The 20003-nt window shown below is 72.7% G+C and carries 19 protein-coding genes and 1 pseudogene; 6 read left to right on the plus strand and 14 right to left on the minus strand.

Annotated features, from left to right (window positions below; genetic code table 11):
• Nucleotides 1-54: 54 nt before the first annotated feature.
• The 7 genes from ACFY9E_RS02770 to ACFY9E_RS02800 all read right to left on the minus strand — a co-directional run bounded on the left by ACFY9E_RS02770 (nt 55) and on the right by ACFY9E_RS02800 (nt 6213).
• Nucleotides 55-726, minus strand: coding sequence for an FCD domain-containing protein (locus ACFY9E_RS02770; protein WP_390978683.1), 672 nt, complete (start codon nt 724-726; stop codon nt 55-57).
• 42 nt (nt 727-768) lie between these two features.
• Nucleotides 769-1770, minus strand: coding sequence for a proline racemase family protein (locus ACFY9E_RS02775; protein ID WP_390978685.1), 1002 nt, complete (start codon nt 1768-1770; stop codon nt 769-771).
• Nucleotides 1771-1775: 5 nt separating this feature from the next.
• Nucleotides 1776-2666, minus strand: coding sequence for a dihydrodipicolinate synthase family protein (locus tag ACFY9E_RS02780; RefSeq protein ID WP_390978687.1), 891 nt, complete (start codon nt 2664-2666; stop codon nt 1776-1778).
• Nucleotides 2663-4027, minus strand: coding sequence for an FAD-dependent oxidoreductase (locus ACFY9E_RS02785; RefSeq protein ID WP_390978689.1), 1365 nt, complete (start codon nt 4025-4027; stop codon nt 2663-2665). The genes ACFY9E_RS02780 and ACFY9E_RS02785 overlap by 4 nt, the downstream gene beginning before the upstream one ends.
• On the minus strand, nt 4006-4332 hold the full coding sequence (locus tag ACFY9E_RS02790) for a 2Fe-2S iron-sulfur cluster-binding protein (RefSeq protein ID WP_390978691.1): 327 nt from the start codon (nt 4330-4332) through the stop codon (nt 4006-4008). Before ACFY9E_RS02790 ends, ACFY9E_RS02785 begins: the two co-directional genes overlap by 22 nt.
• Complete coding sequence (locus tag ACFY9E_RS02795; RefSeq protein ID WP_390978693.1) at nt 4329-5483, minus strand: FAD-dependent oxidoreductase; 1155 nt, start codon at nt 5481-5483, stop codon at nt 4329-4331. The genes ACFY9E_RS02790 and ACFY9E_RS02795 overlap by 4 nt, the downstream gene beginning before the upstream one ends.
• 70 nt (nt 5484-5553) lie before the next feature.
• On the minus strand, nt 5554-6213 hold the full coding sequence (locus ACFY9E_RS02800) for a hypothetical protein (protein ID WP_390978695.1): 660 nt from the start codon (nt 6211-6213) through the stop codon (nt 5554-5556).
• 238 nt (nt 6214-6451) lie between these two features.
• Here ACFY9E_RS02800 and ACFY9E_RS02805 point away from each other — a divergent pair, with 238 nt between their 5' ends.
• The 3 genes from ACFY9E_RS02805 (at nt 6452) to ACFY9E_RS02815 (ending at nt 8074) form a co-directional block, all read left to right on the plus strand.
• The gene (locus tag ACFY9E_RS02805) at nt 6452-7111 is read left to right on the plus strand and encodes a helix-turn-helix domain-containing protein (RefSeq protein WP_390978697.1); all 660 of its coding nucleotides are present in this window, start codon (nt 6452-6454) and stop codon (nt 7109-7111) included.
• A 32-nt stretch (nt 7112-7143) separates the two neighbouring features.
• Entirely contained in the window at nt 7144-7674 is a 531-nt protein-coding gene (locus tag ACFY9E_RS02810) for a toxin-antitoxin system, toxin component (protein WP_390980263.1), read from the plus strand.
• Between the two features lie 175 nt (nt 7675-7849).
• The gene (locus tag ACFY9E_RS02815; protein WP_390978699.1) at nt 7850-8074 is read left to right on the plus strand and encodes a hypothetical protein; all 225 of its coding nucleotides are present in this window, start codon (nt 7850-7852) and stop codon (nt 8072-8074) included.
• Between the two features lie 36 nt (nt 8075-8110).
• Here ACFY9E_RS02815 and ACFY9E_RS02820 read toward each other — a convergent pair whose 3' ends face one another.
• Together ACFY9E_RS02820 and ACFY9E_RS02825 are read right to left on the minus strand one after the other, a co-directional pair.
• Nucleotides 8111-8770, minus strand: coding sequence for a 4'-phosphopantetheinyl transferase superfamily protein (locus ACFY9E_RS02820; protein ID WP_390978701.1), 660 nt, complete (start codon nt 8768-8770; stop codon nt 8111-8113).
• Nucleotides 8767-9627 (minus strand): metallophosphoesterase, encoded by an 861-nt coding sequence (locus ACFY9E_RS02825; RefSeq protein WP_390978703.1) that lies wholly within the window; start codon nt 9625-9627, stop codon nt 8767-8769. Before ACFY9E_RS02825 ends, ACFY9E_RS02820 begins: the two co-directional genes overlap by 4 nt.
• 255 nt (nt 9628-9882) lie before the next feature.
• On the opposite strand from ACFY9E_RS02825, the gene ACFY9E_RS02830 reads away from it, so the two are divergent.
• Nucleotides 9883-11019, plus strand: coding sequence for an ATP-grasp domain-containing protein (locus ACFY9E_RS02830; protein WP_390978705.1), 1137 nt, complete (start codon nt 9883-9885; stop codon nt 11017-11019).
• Between the two features lie 149 nt (nt 11020-11168).
• Here ACFY9E_RS02830 and ACFY9E_RS02835 read toward each other — a convergent pair whose 3' ends face one another.
• The 5 genes and pseudogenes from ACFY9E_RS02835 to ACFY9E_RS02855 all read right to left on the minus strand — a co-directional run bounded on the left by ACFY9E_RS02835 (nt 11169) and on the right by ACFY9E_RS02855 (nt 17382).
• Nucleotides 11169-11687 (minus strand): cupin domain-containing protein, encoded by a 519-nt coding sequence (locus ACFY9E_RS02835; RefSeq protein ID WP_390978707.1) that lies wholly within the window; start codon nt 11685-11687, stop codon nt 11169-11171.
• A 191-nt stretch (nt 11688-11878) separates the two neighbouring features.
• Nucleotides 11879-12163 (minus strand): annotated as a pseudogene (locus ACFY9E_RS02840) (alpha-L-fucosidase); the annotation flags it as partial.
• A 4-nt stretch (nt 12164-12167) separates the two neighbouring features.
• Nucleotides 12168-15209, minus strand: coding sequence for a glycoside hydrolase family 38 C-terminal domain-containing protein (locus tag ACFY9E_RS02845; protein WP_390978708.1), 3042 nt, complete (start codon nt 15207-15209; stop codon nt 12168-12170).
• Between the two features lie 71 nt (nt 15210-15280).
• The gene (locus tag ACFY9E_RS02850; protein WP_390978710.1) at nt 15281-16621 is read right to left on the minus strand and encodes a 6-phospho-beta-glucosidase; all 1341 of its coding nucleotides are present in this window, start codon (nt 16619-16621) and stop codon (nt 15281-15283) included.
• The gene (locus ACFY9E_RS02855) at nt 16618-17382 is read right to left on the minus strand and encodes a DeoR family transcriptional regulator (RefSeq protein WP_390980265.1); all 765 of its coding nucleotides are present in this window, start codon (nt 17380-17382) and stop codon (nt 16618-16620) included. Before ACFY9E_RS02855 ends, ACFY9E_RS02850 begins: the two co-directional genes overlap by 4 nt.
• A 149-nt stretch (nt 17383-17531) precedes the next feature.
• Here ACFY9E_RS02855 and ACFY9E_RS02860 point away from each other — a divergent pair, with 149 nt between their 5' ends.
• Nucleotides 17532-18569: a PfkB family carbohydrate kinase gene (locus tag ACFY9E_RS02860; RefSeq protein WP_390978712.1), complete on the plus strand. Its 1038-nt coding sequence runs from the start codon at nt 17532-17534 to the stop codon at nt 18567-18569.
• A gap of 60 nt (nt 18570-18629) precedes the next feature.
• Nucleotides 18630-19907 carry an extracellular solute-binding protein gene (locus tag ACFY9E_RS02865; RefSeq protein WP_390978714.1) on the plus strand — a complete coding sequence of 426 codons (1278 nt, stop codon included), beginning with the start codon at nt 18630-18632 and terminating at the stop codon, nt 19905-19907.
• Nucleotides 19908-20003 lie beyond the last annotated feature (96 nt).

Here is a 20003-nt window from a genome sequence, read left to right on the forward strand (position 1 = left end):
GGTGGTCGTGCGCAGAGCCGGTCGGGTCCTGCCCTCGGACCTGCCTCGGACCGGTCACGGTGCGGCCCACAGGCCCCGGACATGTCCGAGGTGCCGGCTCATCACGGCCCGTACGGCCTCCTCGTCGCGGGCGAGCAGCGCGTCGAGGATCTCCAGGTGTTCCTCGGCCGACGCCTCCAGCCGTCCCTGTTCCACCAGCGCCGTCAGCCCGTAGAGCCGGGAGCGGCGTCTGAGGTCGCGTACGACGTCGACGAGATGGCCGTTGCCCGCGAGCGCCAGCAGCCCGAGGTGGAAGCGCAGGTCGGCCTCCACATAGGCGATGAGGTCGCCGGCCGCGGCGGAGGTGACGATCTCCCGGGCGACCGGGCGGAGCGCCTCCAGGGCCACCGGGTCGGCCGTGCGGGCCAGTTCGGCCGTGGTGGGGATCTCGATCAGTGCCCGGATGTGGGTGTAGTCGTCGAGCTGCTGCTCGGAGACGGCGGTGACGCGGAAGCCCTTGTTGGGCACGGTGTCGACCAGGCCCTCCTTGGCCAGGTCGAGCATGGCCTCGCGCACGGGTGTGGCGGAGACGCCGAAGCGGGCGGCGAGACCGGGGGCCGAGTAGACCTCGCCGGGCCGCAGTTCGCCGGCGATCAGGGCGGCCCGCAGCGCGTCCGCGACCCGCTCCCGGTGGCTGGGCTTCCTGCTGCCCAGCACGGGCAGGGCGGGGGTGTGCTGCGGGGCCATGACGGTCGGGGTTCCTCTCGTGGTCGGGGTGCGCGGGCCGGTCTACAGGACGAAGCCGGCCGGGAACGGGTCGTCGGGGTCGAGCAGGTACTGGGCGGTGCCGGTGATCCAGGCGCGTCCGGTGAAGCTGGGCAGCACGGCCGGGCGGCCGGCGACCTCGGTCGTGCCGAGCAGCCTGCCGGTGAACCGGGTACCGATGAAGGACTCGTTCACGAACTCGGTGTGCAGCGGGAGTTCGCCGCGTGCATGCAGTTGTGCCATGCGGGCGCTGGTACCGGTGCCGCAGGGCGAGCGGTCGAACCAGCCGGGGTGGATGGCCATGGCGTGCCGGGAGTGGCGGGCGGTCGAGCCGGGGGCGGCCAGGTAGACGTGATGGAGGCCGTGGATGGACGGGTCCTCCGGGTGGACGGGCGGGTCCTCGGCGTTGACGGCGGCCATGAGGGACAGGCCCGCGGCGAGGATCTCGTCCTTGCGGGACCGGTCGAAGGGCAGGCCGAACCGCTCCAGCGGCAGGATGGCGTAGAAGTTGCCGCCGAACGCCAGGTCGTAGGTCACCGTCCGGCCGTCGGCGAGGGTGGCCTCGCGGTCGAGGCCGACGGCGAAGGAGGGCACGTTCCGGAGGGTGACCGCCTTGGCGGCCCCGTCCTCGACGGCCACCTCGGCGACGACCTGGCCCGCCGGGGTGTCGAGCCGGATGGTGGTGACCGGCTCGACGACCTCGACCATGCCGGTCTCGACCAGCACGGTCGCCACGCCGACGGTGCCGTGCCCGCACATCGGCAGATAGCCGGAGACCTCGATGTAGACGACGCCCCAGTCGCAGTCGGGCCGGGTCGGCGGCTGGAGGATCGCGCCGCTCATGGCGGAGTGACCGCGCGGCTCGTTCATCAGCAACTGTTTGACGTCGTCGCGGTGTTCGCGGAACCACAGCCGCCGCTCGTTCATGGTGGCGCCGGGGATGGTGCCGATGCCTCCGGTCACCACCCGGGTCGGCATGCCCTCGGTGTGAGAGTCGACGGCGTGCAGGACGAGTCTGCTGCGCATGATCCTCAGCTCAATCCGGCCGCGACGGCCTTCTCCGTGGCGGCGCGCACCGCCGCCTCCTGCTCGGGCGGCAGCGCCGTGCGGGGCGGGCGGCAGGGCCCGCCGTGGCGGCCGGCGAGGTCCATGGACAGCTTGATGGCCTGGACGAACTCCACCCGCGAGTCCCAGCGCAGCAGCGGGTGCAGCTGCCGGTACAGGGGCAGCGCGGTGTCCAGGTCGCCGCCGACGGCGGCGCGGTACAGCTCGACGCAGGCGCGGGGCAGCGCGTTGGGGTAGCCCGCCACCCAGCCCTTGGCGCCCGCCACGGCCAGCTCCAGCAGGACGTCGTCCGCGCCGATCAGCAGGTCCAGCTCGGGGGCGAGTTCGGCGATCCGGTAGGCCCGGCGGACATCGCCGGAGAACTCCTTCACACCCTGGATGTGCCCCTCGCCGTGCAGCCGGGCGAGCAGTTCGGGCACGAGGTCGACCTTGGTGTCGATCGGGTTGTTGTACGCGACGACCGGCAGGCCCGACCCGGCGACCTCGGCGTAGTGGGCGACGACGGAGCGCTCGTCGGCGCGGTAGGCGTTCGGTGGCAGCAGCATCACCGCGTGGCAGCCCGCCTCGCCGGCCTGCTCGGCCCAGCGGCGGGACTCGGCGGATCCGTACGCGGCGACGCCCGGCATCACGCGTTCCCCGCCGATCGCGGCGACGGCCGTCTCGACGACCCGGGCCCGCTCCTCGGGTGTGAGCACCTGGTACTCGCCGAGGGAGCCGTTCGGTACGACACCGTCGCAGCCGTTCTCGACCAGCCAGGCGCAGTGCTCGGCGTACCGGTCGTAGTCGACGGAGAGGCCGTCGTCCAGCGGGAGCGCGGTGGCGACGAGGACGCCGCGCCAGGGGCGGTGATCGGTCATGACAGTCCCTCCTGGGGGTGTTGGCGCGCGAGGACGCCGAGCGGTACGGGACGGGCGAACGGGCGCTTGGCCGGGGTGGGGGCGCAGCCGGCGAGACCGGCGACGGCGGTGCCGCACATCCGGCCCTGGCACCAGCCCATGCCGGCCCGGGTCAGGAGCTTCACGGTGCGTTCGTCGCCCGCTCCGAGATGCAGTGCCTCGCGCACGGCCCCGGCGGTGACCTCCTCGCAGCGGCAGATCACGGTGTCGTCGGTGATCTGCTCGGCCCAGTGCGCGGGTGGCGTGTAGGCGGCGTCGAGGGCGGCGGCGCAACGCCTGAGCCGGGTGCGGGAGGTGAGGGCGGCGGGAGCGGGGTCGGGGACGGTGCCCCGCAGGTGCGCGGCGGCGGAGCGGCCGGCGATGTGGCCTTCGGCCAGGGCGAGGGCGGCGCCGCCGATGCCGGTGGCCTCCCCGGCCGCCCACACGCCGGGTACGTCGGTGCGCTGCTCGGTGTCGACGGCCACGGCGAACCCGTCGACGTGGCAGCCGAGACTCTCGGCGAGGTCGGTGTGCGGGAGCATGCCGTGGCCGGCGGCCAGGGTGTCGCAGGGCAGGTGTCGCTCGGTGCCGGGCCGGACGCGCCCGTCGGCGTCGAGGGCGGCGACGGTGACACCGGTCAGCCGGTCGTCGCCGTGGGCGCGGACGGCGGTGTGGCGGGTGAGGACCGGCACGCGGTGGCGCAGCAGCCGGGCGGCGTATCCGGCGCCTTCCGGGAGTTTGCCGGCCAGGGCCCGGCCGTGGCGGGCGAGGCGTCCGGGGCCGGCCGACTCGACGAGGGCGGCGACCTCGACGCCGGCGGCCGCGAGTCCGGTCGCCACGGGCAGCAGCAGCGGCCCGGTGCCGGCCACGACCGCCCGGCGTCCCGGCACCACGAGCCCGCCCTTGAGCATGGCCTGGGCTCCCCCGGCCGTGACGACGCCGGGGAGGGTCCAGCCGGGGAAGGGCAGCACCTGCTCGTAGCCGCCGGTGGCCAGGAGCACGGCGCGGGCGGGCACCTCGGCCGGCTCCTCCTGCTCCGGCCCGAGCAGCGCGTGCACGGTGAAGCCGTCCGGGGTGCGCTCCACGCTCCAGACGTGGTGATCCGTCAGCACGCGTACGGCGCCGGCGGCGAGCCCGTCCCGCAACCGCTCCCAGGTCCGCCACCGGTGGTGCAGCGCCTCGGGCCGCCCGGCGCCGAGTCCGGCGGCGGGCTGCCGGTAGAACTGTCCGCCGGTCTGCGCCGCGGCGTCGACGAGCGTGACCCGTACGCCGCGCGCGGAGGCCGCCAGGGCGGCGGCGAGCCCGGCCGGTCCGGCGCCGATCACCGCGAGGTCAGTCGGCATGTGCCCCCCTCCTCGTGGCCCGTTCCGTCCTGCGTGCCGATCACGTCCCCGGGCCGCACCGGCACCAGGCAGGCCCGTTGATTCGGGCGGCCGTTGACGGTCACCAGGCAGTCGAAGCAGACGCCGATCCCGCAGAACACCCCGCGCGCACGGCCCTCGCCCCTGGTGGTGCGCCAGGAGGTGACGCCCGCCGTCCACAGCACGGCGGCGACCGTCTGCCCGGGCAGCGCCTCGACCGGCCGCCCGTCGAAGGTGACCGTGAAGGCGGGGCCGGGCCTGGCCCCCGCCAGCTCCAGCGGGTTCACTCGGCCTCCTCGGTGAAGCGGTCGGGCCGGAACGGGCCGAGGTCCAGGTCGGGGGTCCGTCCCGTCAGCACCTGCGCGACGAGGTGCCCGGTGCCGGTGGCCAGGCCGATGCCCGCGCCTTCGTGCCCGCAGGCGTGGAAGAGCCCGGGCGCCCTCGGGTCGGCGCCGATCGCGGGCAGGTGGTCCGGCAGATACGGCCGGAAGCCGGCGTACGTCCGCAGGGCCCGGACTCCGGTGAGGAAGGGGAAGAGCCCTGTCGCCCCCGCCGCCAGCGCGCGCAGCGCCGGGAGGGACAGCGACCGGTCGAAGCCGACCCGTTCGCGGCTGGCGCCGATGAGGACCGGCCCGGCCGGGGTGCCCTCCACCACCGGGGAGGTCTGCAGCGCCGCCGAGTCGCTGGCGACGTCGGCCACGTAGTCGGCGGCGTACACCTTGTGCCGGATGCGGGGCGGCAGCGGTTCGGTGACCAGGACGAACCCCCGCCGGGGCAGCACCGGCAGGCTCACCCCGGCGCGGGCCGCCACCTCGCCGCCCCAGGTGCCGGCCGCGTTGACGACGGCGGGCGCGTGGAGGTCGCCCCGGCCGGTCCGCACGCCGCGCACCGCACCGCCCGCTCCACGCAGGACCCCGGTCACCTCCCACCCGGTGAGCACCCGGGCCTTCGAGGCGCGCAGCAGGTGCGCCGCAGCGAGGGCGGGCATCACCTGGGCGTCCTGCGGGTAGTGCACGCCGCCCGCGAGGCCGGGGGTCAGGTACGGCTCCAGGTCGGTGAGCCGGTCGGGCGGCACCGGGACCGCCTCGACCCCGGCCGCGCGCTGCTCGGCGGCGAGTTTCTCCAGCCCGGCCCGTGCCCGCTCGGTAGCGGCGACGACGACACCGCCCTTGGCCTCGTACTCGACGGCATCTCCCAGCCCCTCCCGGGCCAGATCGGCCCACAGCCGGGCGGAGAGGAGGGCCAGTTCGAGTTCCGGTCCGGGTTCCTTGTCGGAGACGAGGAGGTTGCCCTCCCCCGCTCCGGTCGTCCCGCCGGCCACCGGGCCCCGGTCCACCACGACGGTGTCCAGGCCCGACCGGGCCGCGTACAGTGCGGCGGCGGCGCCGACCACACCGGCTCCGACCACCACGACATCGCAGGTCAGCGACTCGCTCACGTCAGTACTATGTCACACACCACAGAAGCGGGGAAGGGTGCCGCGAGGGCGGGCGGACGCACGGGGAAGGTCAGTCGACCGCGGAGACGACCTTCAGGTGAGAGGCGGTACGGCGGGTGCGGCGCTCCCGGGCCGGAGCCCGGCGGGCCTCGCGCAGGACGAACGTGACCCGGGCGCAGCCCAGTTCCTCGAGCGTCCTGGACGTCTCGACCACGACCCGGCATTCGGTGGCACCGCGGCGCGGATCGGGGTGCAGCAGCGGCCGTACGGCACCGTCCTGTTCGACGGCGTCCTCGCCGACCGCGCGGATCCAGTGCGGCAGGCCGTGCCGGTAGGCGGCCTCCATGATCGGGTCCTGGGCGATGTCGCGGCGGATGGCCTGCAGGCCGTGCTCGGGGCCGTGGCTCTCCACGGTCCGTGCGAAGTGCGCGAGCATCGGCAGGCACCAGCTCGCCTCGTGCTCGCCGAGCACCGTGGGGGCGTCGGGGTGGAACAGCACGAACCTGAGGAAGTTGTCGTCCGGCATGGCCGTCGGGTGGGGGCCGACCTCGCGAAAAAGTGACCGGAAGGCGCCGTTGGTCAGCAGCACGTCCCAGCAGTGGTCGACGACGAGCGACGGGAAGGGGACACCCTCGAGAAGCCCGGCGTAGTCGTCCAGGTAGGCCTGGGCCTCGGGAGTCTCGGGGACGGGCCGCGGTGCCGGCCGCTGCCCTCCTGCCTGATATGCCATCGGGAGGTCACCCCTCTTGCCTGTGCGGCCTTGACGCGGCGCCCCGATCCTGCTGCCCCGAGCTGAGGCGTGTCAACTATCGTGGCATTTCATGCCTGTTGACGGCTGAAATTGGCCACAGTTGTGGCGAGACCTGGATGTGAGTTCGAAGCACCGGCTACGCTCCGGGAAGTTCACGCCGGGGTAGGTCACGGCATCCACTTGTGAGAAGCCTGTGAGATACGTAGGAGATCTGTCGGTGACGGGTGGCTTCGTCGAGGGTCCGAGCGCCACGCGTACGGCCGTGCTACCGGCCGTCGTCTCCCGTGTCACCGCGCTCGCCGACCGGCTCGGCGTGCCGCACGCCGAGGTCTTCGACACCGGCCGGCTGTCCGTCGCCTCCGGGGTCCCGGAGCCGGTGGTCAAGGCCCTGCTCAGCGGCCGGCCCGCGGGCGAGCCCGATGTGCAGGCCCGGTTCCTGCAGCGCCTGGACCTGTTGCGCCGGACCCGGCTCAAGCCCAACGGCCGCAAGTACACCCAGCAGGAGATCGCCGACGGCGCGGGCATGTCCCGCCAGCAGGCCGGCGCCCTCATCAACGGTGACCGGCGGCCGACCATGGAGCACTGCGACGCCCTCCAGCGGTTCTTCCGGGTGCACGCCGGCTTCCTGACGGCCGAGGACCCCGAGGCGCTGGTGAGCGCCCTCCAGCACACCGAGCAGGAGCTGCTGCAGAAGCTCGCCGACCGCGAGCGGGAGGCGACCGCGGCGGCGGACGACCCGCTGGAGCGGCTGTTGCAGGACCACGGCGTGCGCGGCATCGCCTGGCGGGCCGCGCAACTGCCCACCGACCAGCACCGCGACAAGGTCGCGGAGTGGCTGGACATGCTCCTGGAGAGCGTCAAGCGGCCCGAGTCGTGACCGTGGGGAGAACTGTGGGCATCGGTAAGGAAATGCGCCGCCTGTGCGGCGAGCTGGTCGCGGAGCTGACCCTCCCCGCGCCGGCTCGGCCCGACGAGCTGTACGCCGCCCTGTGCGACGGCATGAGCAGACGCCGCGGTCGCCCCGTCCTCTTCCGTACGGCCGCCTTCCCGCCCGGGACCGCCAGCGGGCTCTGGCTCGACATGGCCGAGCAGGACCTCGTCGTGATCGAGGAACGCACCGCTCCCGAACACCAGTTGGTGATCCTCGGCCACGAGCTGTGGCACATGAAGGCCGGGCACTGCTCCCACCACGTCGGGGGCGCCGCCGTCGCGGCCCGGCTGCTGGACGACGGGGCCGACCTCCAGGCGACCGTGCTGAAGGTCGCCGCGCGCACCCGCTTCGACCTCGACGACGAGAAGGAGGCCGAGAGCTTCGGTCTGCTGCTCGCCAGCAAGTGCCGGGCCTGGCTGGCCGGTTCGTCATCGCGGGGGCCGGTGCAGCGGGACCATCTCGCGGGACGGATCGAGGCCTCGCTGGGGTACCGCGGACCGCAGGGCTGACGGGCCGTCCCCGGCGGCGACCGGTGCGTCCGCCTCCGCCGAGCGGGCGAACCGGAGGGCGGCGGGACCGGATTGTCAGTGGTGGGCGGCAAGCTGGAGGTGCGCCACCGCTGTGCGGGGCGTGCGCGCCGCGAGGGCGCTTGACCGACGACGCCGACACGGGGAGAGCCGACCGATGCCCACCGCCGTTCTGACCGATCGTGAACGCACCGCCGTCCAGGCCTATCTGCGACTGCTGCACACCGTCCGGGCCGCCTTCGACCTGGAGGGCGGCCCGCCGCTCGTCCCGCCCACGGTGCTCGCCGAGGCGGAGCAGGCCTTGGAACGCGCCGGGCTGACCGGCAACGAGGAGGCGTTCTTCCGCCTCCTGGAGAACTGGTGCCCGGAGCCGGGTCCCTGAGCCACGGTGACGCGGACCGGGTGCCGCGGAGCGGGGTCAGACGTGCGGTACGGCGATCGCCGTCGCGATCAGGCCCCGCGCCGCTGTCCAGCGGCCGTCGAAGTGGGTGAGGCGGCGGGCGCCCACACGGGGGCCGGGGACGAGCAGCGCCGCGCGGAAGGTGCCGTCCGCGGTGAGCTCGATGTCGGCCTCCATGAAGTCCAGCCACTTCCCGGTGAGGGGGAACCACGCCTTGTAGACGGATTCCTTGGCGCTGAACAGCAGCCGGTCCCAGTGGATGTCGGGGCGTTCGGCCGCGAGCCGCCGCAGCCGGCCGGCCTCGGCCGGCAGGGACACGGACGACAGGACGCCCTCCGGTAGCGGGCCGTGGGTCTCGGCGTCGATGCCGAGGGAGGCCAGGTCGGTGGCGCGGGCCAGCGCGGCGGCGCAGTAGCCGTCGCAGTGGGTCATGCTTCCGGCCAGCCCTTCCGGCCAGCGGGGGGCGCCGCGTTCCCCCGGCAGGATCGGCTGCGGCGGCACGCCGAGCTTCTCCATGGCGCTGCGGGCGCAGGAGCGCACGACGGCGAACTCCCTGCGCCGCGCGGCGACCGCCCGCGCCACGAGCGGCGCCTCCTCGGGGTGGAGCGGCGTGGCCGCCTCCTCGTGGCCGTACGCCTCCACGGTGACCGCGGCTTCCGGCAGCAGGTCCCCGATCACCGCTCCTCGCCCTCCCCCGGCAGGATCGTGCGCAGCCGCCCCGGTGGTCCTGACCGCTTGCGCCACTCGCGCGGGTAGCCCACCGACACCTCCTCGAAGCGCACGCCCTCGTGCCAGGTGGTGCGGGGGATGTGCAGATGGCCGTAGACCATCGTCCGGACGCGGAACCTGCGGTGCCAGTCGGCGGTCAGGTCCGTGCCGCACCACATGGCGAACTCGGGGTGCCACAGGACGTCCATCGGGTGCCGGTGCAGCGGGTAGTGGTTGACGGGGATCACCGGCAGGTCGCCGGGCAGTTCGGCGAGCCTGCGTTCGGTCTCCGCGGTCCGGGCCCGGCACCAGGCCTCCCGGCTCGGGTAGGGGTCGGGGTGCAGCAGATACTCGTCGGTGCAGACGATCCCGGTGCCCTGCGCGTACTCCAGTCCCTGCTCCTTGGTGGCGCAGCCGGCCGGCAGGAAGGAGTAGTCGTACAGCAGGAAGAGCGGGGCGACGGCCACCGGGCCGCCGGGGCCTTCCCAGACGGGGTAGGGATCCTCGGGTGTCGTCACTCCGAGTTCGCGGCACAGTTCGACCAGGTACGCGTAGCGGGCGGCACCGCGCAGGGTCACGGAGTCGCTCGGATGGGTCCACAGCTCGTGGTTGCCGGGCACCCAGACGACCTTGCGGAAGCGGCCCGAGAGCGTCTCGAGGGCCCAGCGGATGTCCACCACGGTCTCCGCGACGTCACCGGCGACGAGCAGCCAGTCGTCGTCCGTCCCGGGCCGCATGCCCTCGACCAGGGCGCGGTTCTCCGGGTACCCGACGTGCAGATCGCTGACGGCCAGCAGTTGTGCGGCTCCACCGGCCGTCGACATCACCCTTTGCCCCCTCCGTGCACCCGGACGCCACCAAGAGATCACATCAGTGCGACCGGGACAAGGGAGGCCCGAGGGCCGTGCCCGGAGAAACCCTTCACACGCGCGTTGCACGGCGGGGCCCGCCGAAGCCGTATGATCTGCCCCAACACCACCGCTTGGAATTTCCCTTTCACAGGGGCGGTTTGGTGTCCCTCCATTCTTCTGCCCGGGCACGGGCTGCTCAGCCCTGCCCGCGAACCGTGAAAGGCGGCCTGCATGGTCTCTCGCGTACGCGTCTGGCTCAACCGCACGTACGCGGAGAACGTGTTCTTCATGGATCAGCTGCGGAGAAATCCCAGCGACCGGGCCGTCGAGATCCATGCCACCCACGGCGACCCCGACTCGCCCGTGCTGGCCGCCGCCGACACCGCCGAGCTGGAACCCGAGAACCTCTCCCCCGCCGGGTATGTCGAGTACGCGCTGGACCAGTGCGCGCGACGCGGGATCGACGTGTTCGTGCCCCGGCTGCACCAGTCGGCGATCGTGGCGCAGCGCGCCGAGTTCGAGGCGGCCGGCACGGCCCTGCTGGCGCCGCCCCCCGAGGCCGTGGCCGTCTTCCACGACAAGGTGATCGCCTACGAGGCGGTCCAGGCGATCGGGGTACCGGTGCCGCCGTGGTACCGGGTCCGCTCGGAGGACGAACTCGTCGCAGCCGTCGAGGAGCTGGAGGCCGACGGGCACAAGGCGTGCTTCAAGCCGGCGTCCGGGGCCGGCGGGGTGGGTTTTCGCGTGATCACGCGTACGCCCTTCTCGCTGATGCATCTGAGCGGGTTCCCCAGCCCGTACGTGCCGCTCGATCTGGTGCTGGAGGCGCTGCGAAGTGCCGAGGAGCCGGTGGACTGGCTGGTGATGCCGCGGCTCGAGCAGCCCGAGGTGTCGGTGGACTGCCTCACCGGCCCGGACAACCGGGTCCGGCTGGCGGTGGGCCGCACCAAGAACGGCCGCCGCCGGGGCTTCACCCTGGACGAGCAGTGGCTGGACCCGGCCCGGCGGATCGCCGAGGGCTTCGGTCTGCACTACCTGTCCAACATCCAGTTCCGGATGTTCGGCGACCGGCCGGTCCTCATGGACGTCAACACCCGCCCGGCCGGCGGACTGCACCAGCTGTCCCTGTGCGGCGTCAACGCCCCCTGGGCCGCGGTGCAGCTGGCCCTCGGTGAGGACCCGGGCGAGATGGTTCCGCCGTTCCTGGGCCAGGACTACACGGTGGTGTCGGGGCTGCGTCCGCTGCGGCCGGTGTCGCTGCCGCAGCAGCGGCCGGAGGCGACGGAGCCGCTGCCGGGGGTGCCCGCACCCCCGTCGGCGGAACCGGTCGGCCCCGTCGGCGCGGCGGCTCAGGCGCTGCCCTTCTAGGGGGTGTCCGCGAAGTCGCGTCGTCCGCCCGGAGGGCGGACCCCGCGGCGTCATGGGGGTGCCCCCTGCTCGAGCGGAGTCGAGAGCTTGGGAGAGCGTGCTCTCGGCGTGCCGGGCGTCGCGAGGCAGACGGGATTTTGCGACACCCCCTAGCGCCTGGCGGCGAGTGCCTCGCGCCACACGGGGCTGTCGACATAGTGGTTGTCGAAGCGTTCCGAGGAGTCCTTGATCTCCTGCGGGTCGGCCTCGCCGCGCATCACCCGGCCCAGCAGCCGCAGGTAGTCGAAGCGTCCCGCGCCCGGGGTGAAGACGAACAGCACGTCGGCTGTCGCTCCGGGTGCGGCGGCGAAGGCGTGCGGGGTGTGGGGCGGGACCAGCAGGAAGTCGCCGGCCCGGAGCACGGTGATCTCCTCGCCCACCAGGACCTGGAGCGCTCCGTCGATCACGTAGAACAGCTCGGACGCCTTGGTGTGCAGGTGGGCGGGCGCGCCGACCGCGCCCTCGGCGAACGTCGACCGGTAGCTGGTGAGCCGCCCGCCGGTGTCCCGGGAGTCGGCGAGGAGGGTCATCACGCTGCTGGGGTCGCGCGTCGTCTCGGCCTCGGCGGCGCGGGTGAGGAGCGGCTGAACGTGGCCGATGTGTTCCGTCTCGTTCTGCTTCGTCGTCATGATGATGACTCTAGGGAGCCGAGCGACCCATGGCCGGGGGCATTCCGGTGCCGGAATCGTGGGTCAATTCGGCGGTCGGAAGCGGCCCTCGCCCCGGTACAGCTCCAGTGCTCCTTCCAGTTCGGCGGCCGGCACCGTGGCGTGCGGATCGAGGTCCGCCGCCGTGGGGGGAGCGATCCAGAGGATCCCGGGCGCAGGGCCCCGGCACAGCCGCCGATCAGGTCACGGCCCACGTCCAGGTCGCCGTACGCGGTGTCCCACAGGGCGACCCCGTCGTGGTGGCGGCTGGGCAGGACGGCGTACCCGGCGCCGGCCCGCGCGACGAGCCTGGCCCGGTCGCGCGGGTCCTAGCGGGCGGCCGTGAACCGGTGGAGCTGGGACGGCGACCAGGACTCCTGGACGCCGTCGACGGCGTAGATGCCCCAGTGGACGAAGATGCCGAGCTTGGCGTCCTCGAACCACGGCTGCATGGCCACCAGGTCAGCCCCTGCGCAGGCGGAGGGTGAGGATCTGGAAGGGCCGCAGGGCGACGGCGACGGCGCCGTCGGTGATCTCCGCGTCCTGAAGCGGTCGTTCCAGCAGGTCGGTGATCTGGGCGCCGGCGAGCGGGAACCCGGTGCGCAGGGTGCCGGTGGCGCGACCGCCGCGGGATTCGTAGAGCCGCACGACGACATCGCCGGAGGCGTCGTCGGCGAGCTTGACCGCCTCCACGGTGACGCCCTCGCCCTCGGCGGTGACGACCGGTTCGGGGGCCCCGGCCGACTCGGCCACCCGGAGCGGGAGGTTGAGCGAGTAGCCCTCGGCCACGGCGTCCTCGATGGTCGCGCCGGGCAGCAGCGCGTAGGTGAAGCGGTGGCGGCCCTGGTCGGCCTCGGGGTCGGGGATGCGCGGGGCGCGGACCAGGCTGAGGCGGACGGTGGTCGTGGTGCCGCCGTCCTCGCGGACCGTGCGGGAGACGTCGTGGCCGTAGGTCGAGTCGTTGATGACGGCCACACCGTAGCCCGGCTCGCCGAGGTGCACCCAGCGGTGGCCGGAGACCTCGAAGCGAGCCGCCTCCCAGGTGGTGTTGGTGTGGGTGGGGCGCTGGATGTGGCCGAACTGGATCTCGGCGGAGGAGTGCGGGGCGCGGATGTCGACCGGGAAGGCCGCCTTGAGGATCTTCTCGGTCTCGTGCCAGTCGATGTCCGTCTCGATGTCGATCCGGGGGCTGCCGGCGCGGACGGTGATGGTCTGGGTGATGGTGGAGCCCTTGCCGAAGGACCGCTCGACGCGGACGGCGCCGATCAGCGGGTCCTGCTCGACGACCGTGACGGAGGCGGCGTCGAGGAGGTCGGTGTAGCGGTTCTTGTAGTGCTTGTCGATGTCCCAGGCGTCCCAGTAGTTGGGCAGGTCGGTGTGCAGGCGGAGCAGGTTGCCCGGCTCGGCCAGCACCTCACGGCCGGCGCGCAGGTCGCGGACGGAGGACAGGGTGCCGTCCTCGGCCACCTCCACCCGGACCAGTCCGTTGTCGAGGACCCGGCCGCTCACCGTCACCGGCTGCGGGGCCGCGGTGCCGGTGAGGGGCGCGGAGCCGCTCGCGGGTACCTCCACATACGCCGGCGCACCGTCGACAGTGCGGACCACTTCGGCGCGGTCGTAGGGGCTGGTGTTGAAGACGCGGGTGCCGCCGGCGCCCAGCGCGGCCACCGCCTCGGCGGTCAGCGCGTGCAGTTCCCGTGCGACGCGGGCGTACTCGGCCTCGGCCTCGCGGTGCACCCAGGCGATGGAGGATCCGGGCAGGATGTCGTGGAACTGGTGCAGGAGCACCGTCTTCCAGAGCCGGTCCAGCTTTTCGTGCGGGTAGGCGTAGTCCGGCGCGTGCAGGGCGGCCGTCGCCGCCCACAGCTCGGCCTCGCGCAGGAGGTGCTCGGAGCGGCGGTTGCCCTGCTTGGTGCGGGCCTGGGAGGTGTAGGTGGCGCGGTGCAGTTCCAGATACAGCTCGCCGACCCACACGGGCGCGTCCGGGTACTCCTCGCGGGCCTTGGCGAAGAACGCGTCGGGGTGCTCGACGACGACCTTCGGGGAGCCCTCCAGGTCGGCCAGCCGACGGGCCCGTTCCATGATCTCGCGGGTGGGGCCGCCACCGCCGTCGCCCCAGCCGAAGGGGGCCAGGGAGCGGGAGGCGCCGCCCTTCTCCTGGTAGTTGCGGACCGCGCGGGACATCTCCTCGCCGCTGAAGCGGGCGTTGTAGGTGTCGACCGGCGGGAAGTGGGTGAAGATGCGGGTGCCGTCGATGCCCTCCCACCAGAAGGTGTGGTGGGGGAACCTGTTGGTCTGGTTCCAGGAGATCTTCTGGGTGAGGAACCACTCGTTCCCGGCGAGCTTGGCGAGCTGCGGGTAGGCGGCGTTGTAGCCGAAGGAGTCCGGTAGCCACACGCCCTTGGTCTCGATGCCGAAGTGCTCGATGAAGAAGCGTTTGCCGTGGATGAACTGGCGGGCGACGGCCTCGCCGCCGGGCAGGTTTCCGTCGGCCTCCACCCACATCCCGCCGACCGGCGCCCACTGGCCGTTCTTGACGGACTCCTGGATGCGGGCCCAGACCTTGGGGTAGTTGTCGCGCACCCACTCGTACTGCTGGGCCTGGGAGCAGGCGAAGATGAAGTCGTCGTACTCGTCGGCGAGCGAGGTGACGTTCGAGAAGGTGCGGGACGTCTTGCGCTTGGTCTCGCGGATCGGCCAGAGCCAGGCGGAGTCGATGTGGGCGTGGCCGACGCCGGAGATCGTGTGCGCGCTGGCGTGCGCGGGCTTGGACAGCACCGGCTTCAGCGCCTCGCGCACCGCGGCGGCCGAGCCGGAGACGTCGTCCAGGTCCAGCAGGTCCATCGCCCGGTCCAGGGCGTGCGCGATCTCGTGGCGGCGCGGGTCGTGCTCGCCGAGCTCCAGCATCAGCTCGCGCAGCACCTGCACGTCGAGGTCGAGGTGGAAGACCTCCTCGTCGAGGATGGCGATGTCGGCGGCGCGGAAGGTGTAGAGCGGCTTGTCGCCCGCGGTGAGCTTGTCGCCGAGGGGCGTGGGCCTGGAGAAGTTGTCCGCGAGGATGTCCGGGTTGGAGGCGGCCTCGACCAGGTAGTCGACCGTTTCGCCGCCCTGTGCGGGGTTGGCGATCGCCACGTACTGGTTGAGCGGGTTCACTGCCTTCAGCGGGGTGCCGTCCGTGAGGTGGACGAGGGCCTCGGCCTGGTTGCCGGGCCAGTCGCCCACGAAGCCCAGGTCGATGACGGCCTCGACGCGGCGGCCCGCCCACTCCTCGGGTACCTGTCCGCGCATGCGGAACCAGGTGGTGCCCCAGGGCGGGCCCCACGGGGTACCCATCGCGAAGGGCTCGTAGGAGGCGGCGGCGGCCTCCTCGAAGGGGACCGGCTCCCCCGGGGCCTGCCAGGCCTCCACCTCGAAGGGGACGGTGGCCGCGTAGACCGCGGTCTTGATGCGCTGGTCGTGAAGGCGCTGCACGCGCTCCTCGATGCGGCGGCTTTCGTCGTGCATGGGATGTCTCCAGGAAGCGGGAAGAGCGAGCAGGCGGCAGGCGGTGGGGGAAAGCGCTTACCAGGCGGCGTTCACCTAAGGTACGCCAACCCGGGATGGACCTCGGTGTAGCCCTCGACCAGCCTGCGGGCCACCTGGACGGAGTCGACGAGCGGGTGCAGGGCGAAGGCCTTCACGGCCGTCGCGCGGGAGCCGGAACCGGCGGCGGCCAGCACCTCGCGCTCGACGGCCTTGACGGCGCAGACCAGGCCGGTGGCGTGACCGGGCAGCGGGTCCACGGTGACGGGGTGGGCACCGTTGGCGTCGACGAGGCAGGGGACCTCGATGACGGCCTCCGCGTCCAGGACCGACAGCGTGTGCCGGTTGCGGACGTTGAGGATCAGGGTGGTGCGCTCGTCCCGGGCGATCGCCCGCATCAGCGCGAGGGCGACCTTCTCGTAGCCGCCGGACAGGTCGTCCTCGTCGCGTTCGCCGGCGCCCGCGCTCTCGCGGTTCTCGGCCATGTACGTGGCCTCGCGCTCGGCGCGGGTGCGGTCCCACACGGTGAGGGCCGGGGCGTCCGGGTTCCTCATCTCGGCGTAGAAGCGTGCCTGCTGGTCGTGCAGGAACGCGCCGCGGGTCTTCTCGGCCTGCTGGTAGGCGCGGACGGCCTCGCGGTTGAAGTAGTAGTAGTGCAGGTATTCGTTGGGGATCGCGCCCAGGGACCGCAGCCAGTCGGCGCCGAAGAGCTTGCCCTCCTCGAAGGAGCCGAGCAGGTCGGGGTCGGCGAGCAGGCGCGGGAGCTCGTCGCGGCCGGCGACGCGCAGGCCGCGCACCCAGCCGAGGTGGTTGAGTCCGACGTAGTCGATCCACGCCTCCCCCGGGTTCTTCACGCCGAGCACCCGGGCGATGCGGCGGCCGAGGCCGACCGGTGAGTCGCAGATGCCGATGACGCGGTCGCCGAGGTGGCGGGACATGGCCTCGGTGACCAGGCCGGCCGGGTTGGTGAAGTTGATGACCCAGGCGTCGGGAGCGAGCCGGGCCACCCGCCGGGCGATGTCGACCGCGACCGGGACCGTGCGCAGGCCGTAGGCGATGCCGCCCGCGCCCACCGTCTCCTGGCCCAGCACTCCCTCGGCCAGGGCCACGCGTTCGTCGTTCGCGCGCCCCTCCAGGCCGCCGACGCGGATCGCGGAGAACACGAAGTCGGCGCCGCGCAGGGCCTCGTCGAGGTCGGTGGTGGCGCTCACCTCGGGCGCATCCGGGACGCCGGCCGCCTGCTCGGCGAGGACGCGGGTCATCGCCGACAGCCGGCCGGCGTCCAGGTCGTGAAGGACTACGTGCGTCACCCGGCCCTCGGCGTGGTCCTGGAGGAGCGCTCCGTACACCAGCGGCACGCGGAATCCCCCGCCGCCCAGAATCGTCAGCTTCACGCTTGCACCTTTCCCGCCACGACGACCTCGACGCCCGCCTCCTGCAAGGAGGTCCGCGTCGCCGCATCGACCGGCTCGTTCGTCACCACCGCGTCCAGGTCCTCGGGACCGCAGACCTTCGCCATCCCGTGACCGGGGAACTTCGCCGCGTCGGCGAGGAGGACCACCTTCTCGCCGGCCTTGATCATGGCGCGCTTGACCGGCACCTCCACGACCGTCGTGTCCATGACCTGCCCGCCGGGCCGCACCCCGCTGGTGCCGAGGAAGAGCCAGTCGGCGTGCAGCTGGCGCAGGTTGTCCTCGGTGAGGAAGCCGACCAGGGAGCGGTACTCGCGGCGGACCATGCCGCCGAGCAGGACCAGCTCGATGCCCTCGTCGTCGACGAGTTCCTCGTAGACCACCAGGTTGCTGGTGATCACGGTGAGCCGCCGTCCGTGCAGCTGCCGGGCCAGGCGGTAGGCCGTCGTCCCGATGTCCAGCAGCACCGACTGGCCGTCCTTGATCATCGCGGCGGCGCGTTCGGCTATGGCGTCCTTCTCGGTGACGCGCACCTCGGCGACCTCGGCGAAGGGCTGGTCGCCCTCCTCCACGACGGCGCCACCGTGCACGCGAGTGAGCAGTCCGTCTTCTTCCAGTTTGACCAGGTCGCGCCTGATAGTGGCGGGACTCACTCCCAGTTGCTCCGAGAGGTCGGTCACGGCCGCGGGCCCGCCGGCGCGCAGGGCCCGCAGGATGAGTTGGTGTCGTCGTTCTGCCAGCACGGCGGGAACACTACTCGTCATCTTCAATCATTTCTATGCTCAGTTCTGCTCAGGTATTGACCAATCTCTCTGGAGCAGCGCACGATTCCGGTCACCGAATGAAGAGTTCTGACGATCTCCGTCAAAGCCGTGAGCGAGAGGACACATCCGTGGACGACGACCGGCCCGATGTGCTGCTGACGGGGCTGCTCTTCTACGACCTCGTCCTCACGGGGCTCGGCAAGCCGCCCACCCCGGGCGAGGAGATCTGGACCCGGGGCATGGGCTGCGGCCCGGGCGGCATCGCGAACCTCGCCGTGGCCGCCTCCCGCTTCGGTCTGAGGACCTCCCTTGCCACGGTGTTCGGCGACGACTTCTACGGCGCGTACTGCCGGGACGTCCTGGGCGGCCAGGAAGGCGTCGACCTCTCGCTCTCCCGTACGGCGGACAGCTGGCCGACCCCGGTCACCGTCTCCGTCGCCTACGGCCACGACCGGGCCCTGCTCACCCACGGCCAGGAGCCGCCGTACTCGCAGGACGTGCTGATGGGTGACCCACCCGACGCGCGGACCGCCCTGGTGCACCTCGAGGCCGAGCCGCGCGAGTGGCTCGCCAAGGCCGCCGCGAACGGCACGCAGATCTACGCCGACGTCGGCTGGGACCCCACCCAGGAGTGGCCGACGGCACTCCTGGAGCAGCTGGCCCTGTGCCACGCCTTCCTGCCGAACGAGGCCGAGGCGATGGCCTACACCCGCACCGACAGCGCGGTGGCCGCGCTCGGCACGCTCTCCGAGCTGGTGCCGGTCGCCGTGGTGACCCGGGGCGGGCACGGCGCCCTCGCCGTCGACCAGATCACCGGCGAGTACGCCGACGTCCCGGCCCTGGACACCGACGTCCTGGACGCGACGGGCGCCGGGGACGTCTTCGGTGCGAGTTTCGTCGCGGCCTCGCTCGGCGGCTGGCCGCTGGCGGAGCGGCTGCGGTTCGCGGTGCTGGCGGCCGGGCTGTCCGTGCGCCACCACGGCGGTGCCCTCGCGGCGCCCGGCTGGTACGGCGTCGCACGCTGGTGGCGCTCACAGACCGACCCCGCACTGCGACGCGCCTACGGCTTCCTGGCCGACCGCATCCCCGCCCACCCCGGCCCGCCCGTGCGCCACGCCCCCGTCACCCCGCCGAGCCCTCACACCCCCGTCGGTCCGCGCGCCTGAGAAGGGCGGCACCGACTCTCCACCCCTCCGCACGTCGAACAGGAACAACAGGAGTGACCCGTGGACCTTTCTCGTAGAGGCTTCCTCCAGGCCGCCGCGCTGACCGCGGCCGCCTCCGGTCTGACCGTCGCATGCGGCGGCGGCTCGGGATCGGCCGGCGGCAAGAACGGCAAGGACCTCACCTTGTGGTACTGGGGAGGCGCGCTCAGCGACAAGGTGGTCGCCGAGGCGAAGACGCACTTCAGCGGCCAGGTGAAGCTGACCGCCGCCTCCATCGGCGGCGACTTCAAGCAGAAGCTGACGACCACCCTCACGGCGGGCGCCTCCGTGCCCGACATCACCGGCATCAAGGGCGAGGACATGGCGTCCTTCCTGCCCAACGCGAACCGCTTCCTCGATCTGAACGACCTCGGCTTCGAGAAGATCGCGTCCCGGTACCTGGACTGGAAGACCAAGCTGGCCCGGACCGAGGACGGCAAGCAGATCGGCTTCCCGATCGACATCGGCCCCACCGCGCTCTTCTACCGCGCCGACCTGTTCGACAAGGCCGGACTGCCCACCGACCCCGACAAGGTCGCCGCCCGGACCGGGACCTGGGAGGAGTACTTCGCACTCGGCACCGAGCTGCGCGAGAAGGTGCCCGGCACCTACCTCGTCAACAACATCGGCTCGGTCTTCAACATCGCGGTCGGCCAGGGCACCCAGCGGTTCATCGACAAGGACAACCACTTCATCGGCGACCAGGACCACATCCGCACCGCGTGGGACACGGCGATACGCCCCTACACCCTGGGCCTCGACGCCAAGATCAACGACAACACCTGGAACGCCGCCATCGGCAAGACCCTGACCACCGAACTCGGCGCGGCCTGGCACGCGCTGGACATCGAGCAGGCCGCCCCGAAGACCAAGGGCAAGTGGCGCATCTGCGCGACCCCCGGCGGGCCGGCCAACCAGGGCGGCTCCTACCTGGCCCTGCCCAAACAGTGCCGCAACCCCGAAGAGGCATTCAAGATCGTCAGTTGGATCCTCAGCCCGGAGAACGACGCCCGCGGCTTCACCGACGCCGCCATCTTCCCGGCCGCGCCGGCGGCCTACGCCATGCCCGCCATGACGGGCGGCGACCCCTTCTTCGGCGGACAGAAGGTCATCGAGGTGTTCGGCCCCGCCGCCAAGGCCATCCCGGCCGCCTACGAGGCGCCCGCCGACGCCGCCGTCATGGCCCCCTACTTCACCGAACTGAGCAGCATCGAGGCCAAGGGCAAGAAGCCCGAGGCGGCCTGGAAGGACGCGGTCGCCCAGGCCAGGCAGATCGCCCGGCGGCAGGGGGTGAACTGAGGTGTCGTCCCCTCCGGTCACCGGCTCCGCCGCGGTGCCCCGGCACCACGGCGGGCCCGGCCCGGCCCGCTTCCGCCCGCGGCGCACGCCACCCGC

Origin of the sequence: Streptomyces sp. NPDC012466 (assembly GCF_042955215.1) — a bacterium.
GTDB lineage: Bacteria > Actinomycetota > Actinomycetes > Streptomycetales > Streptomycetaceae > Streptomyces.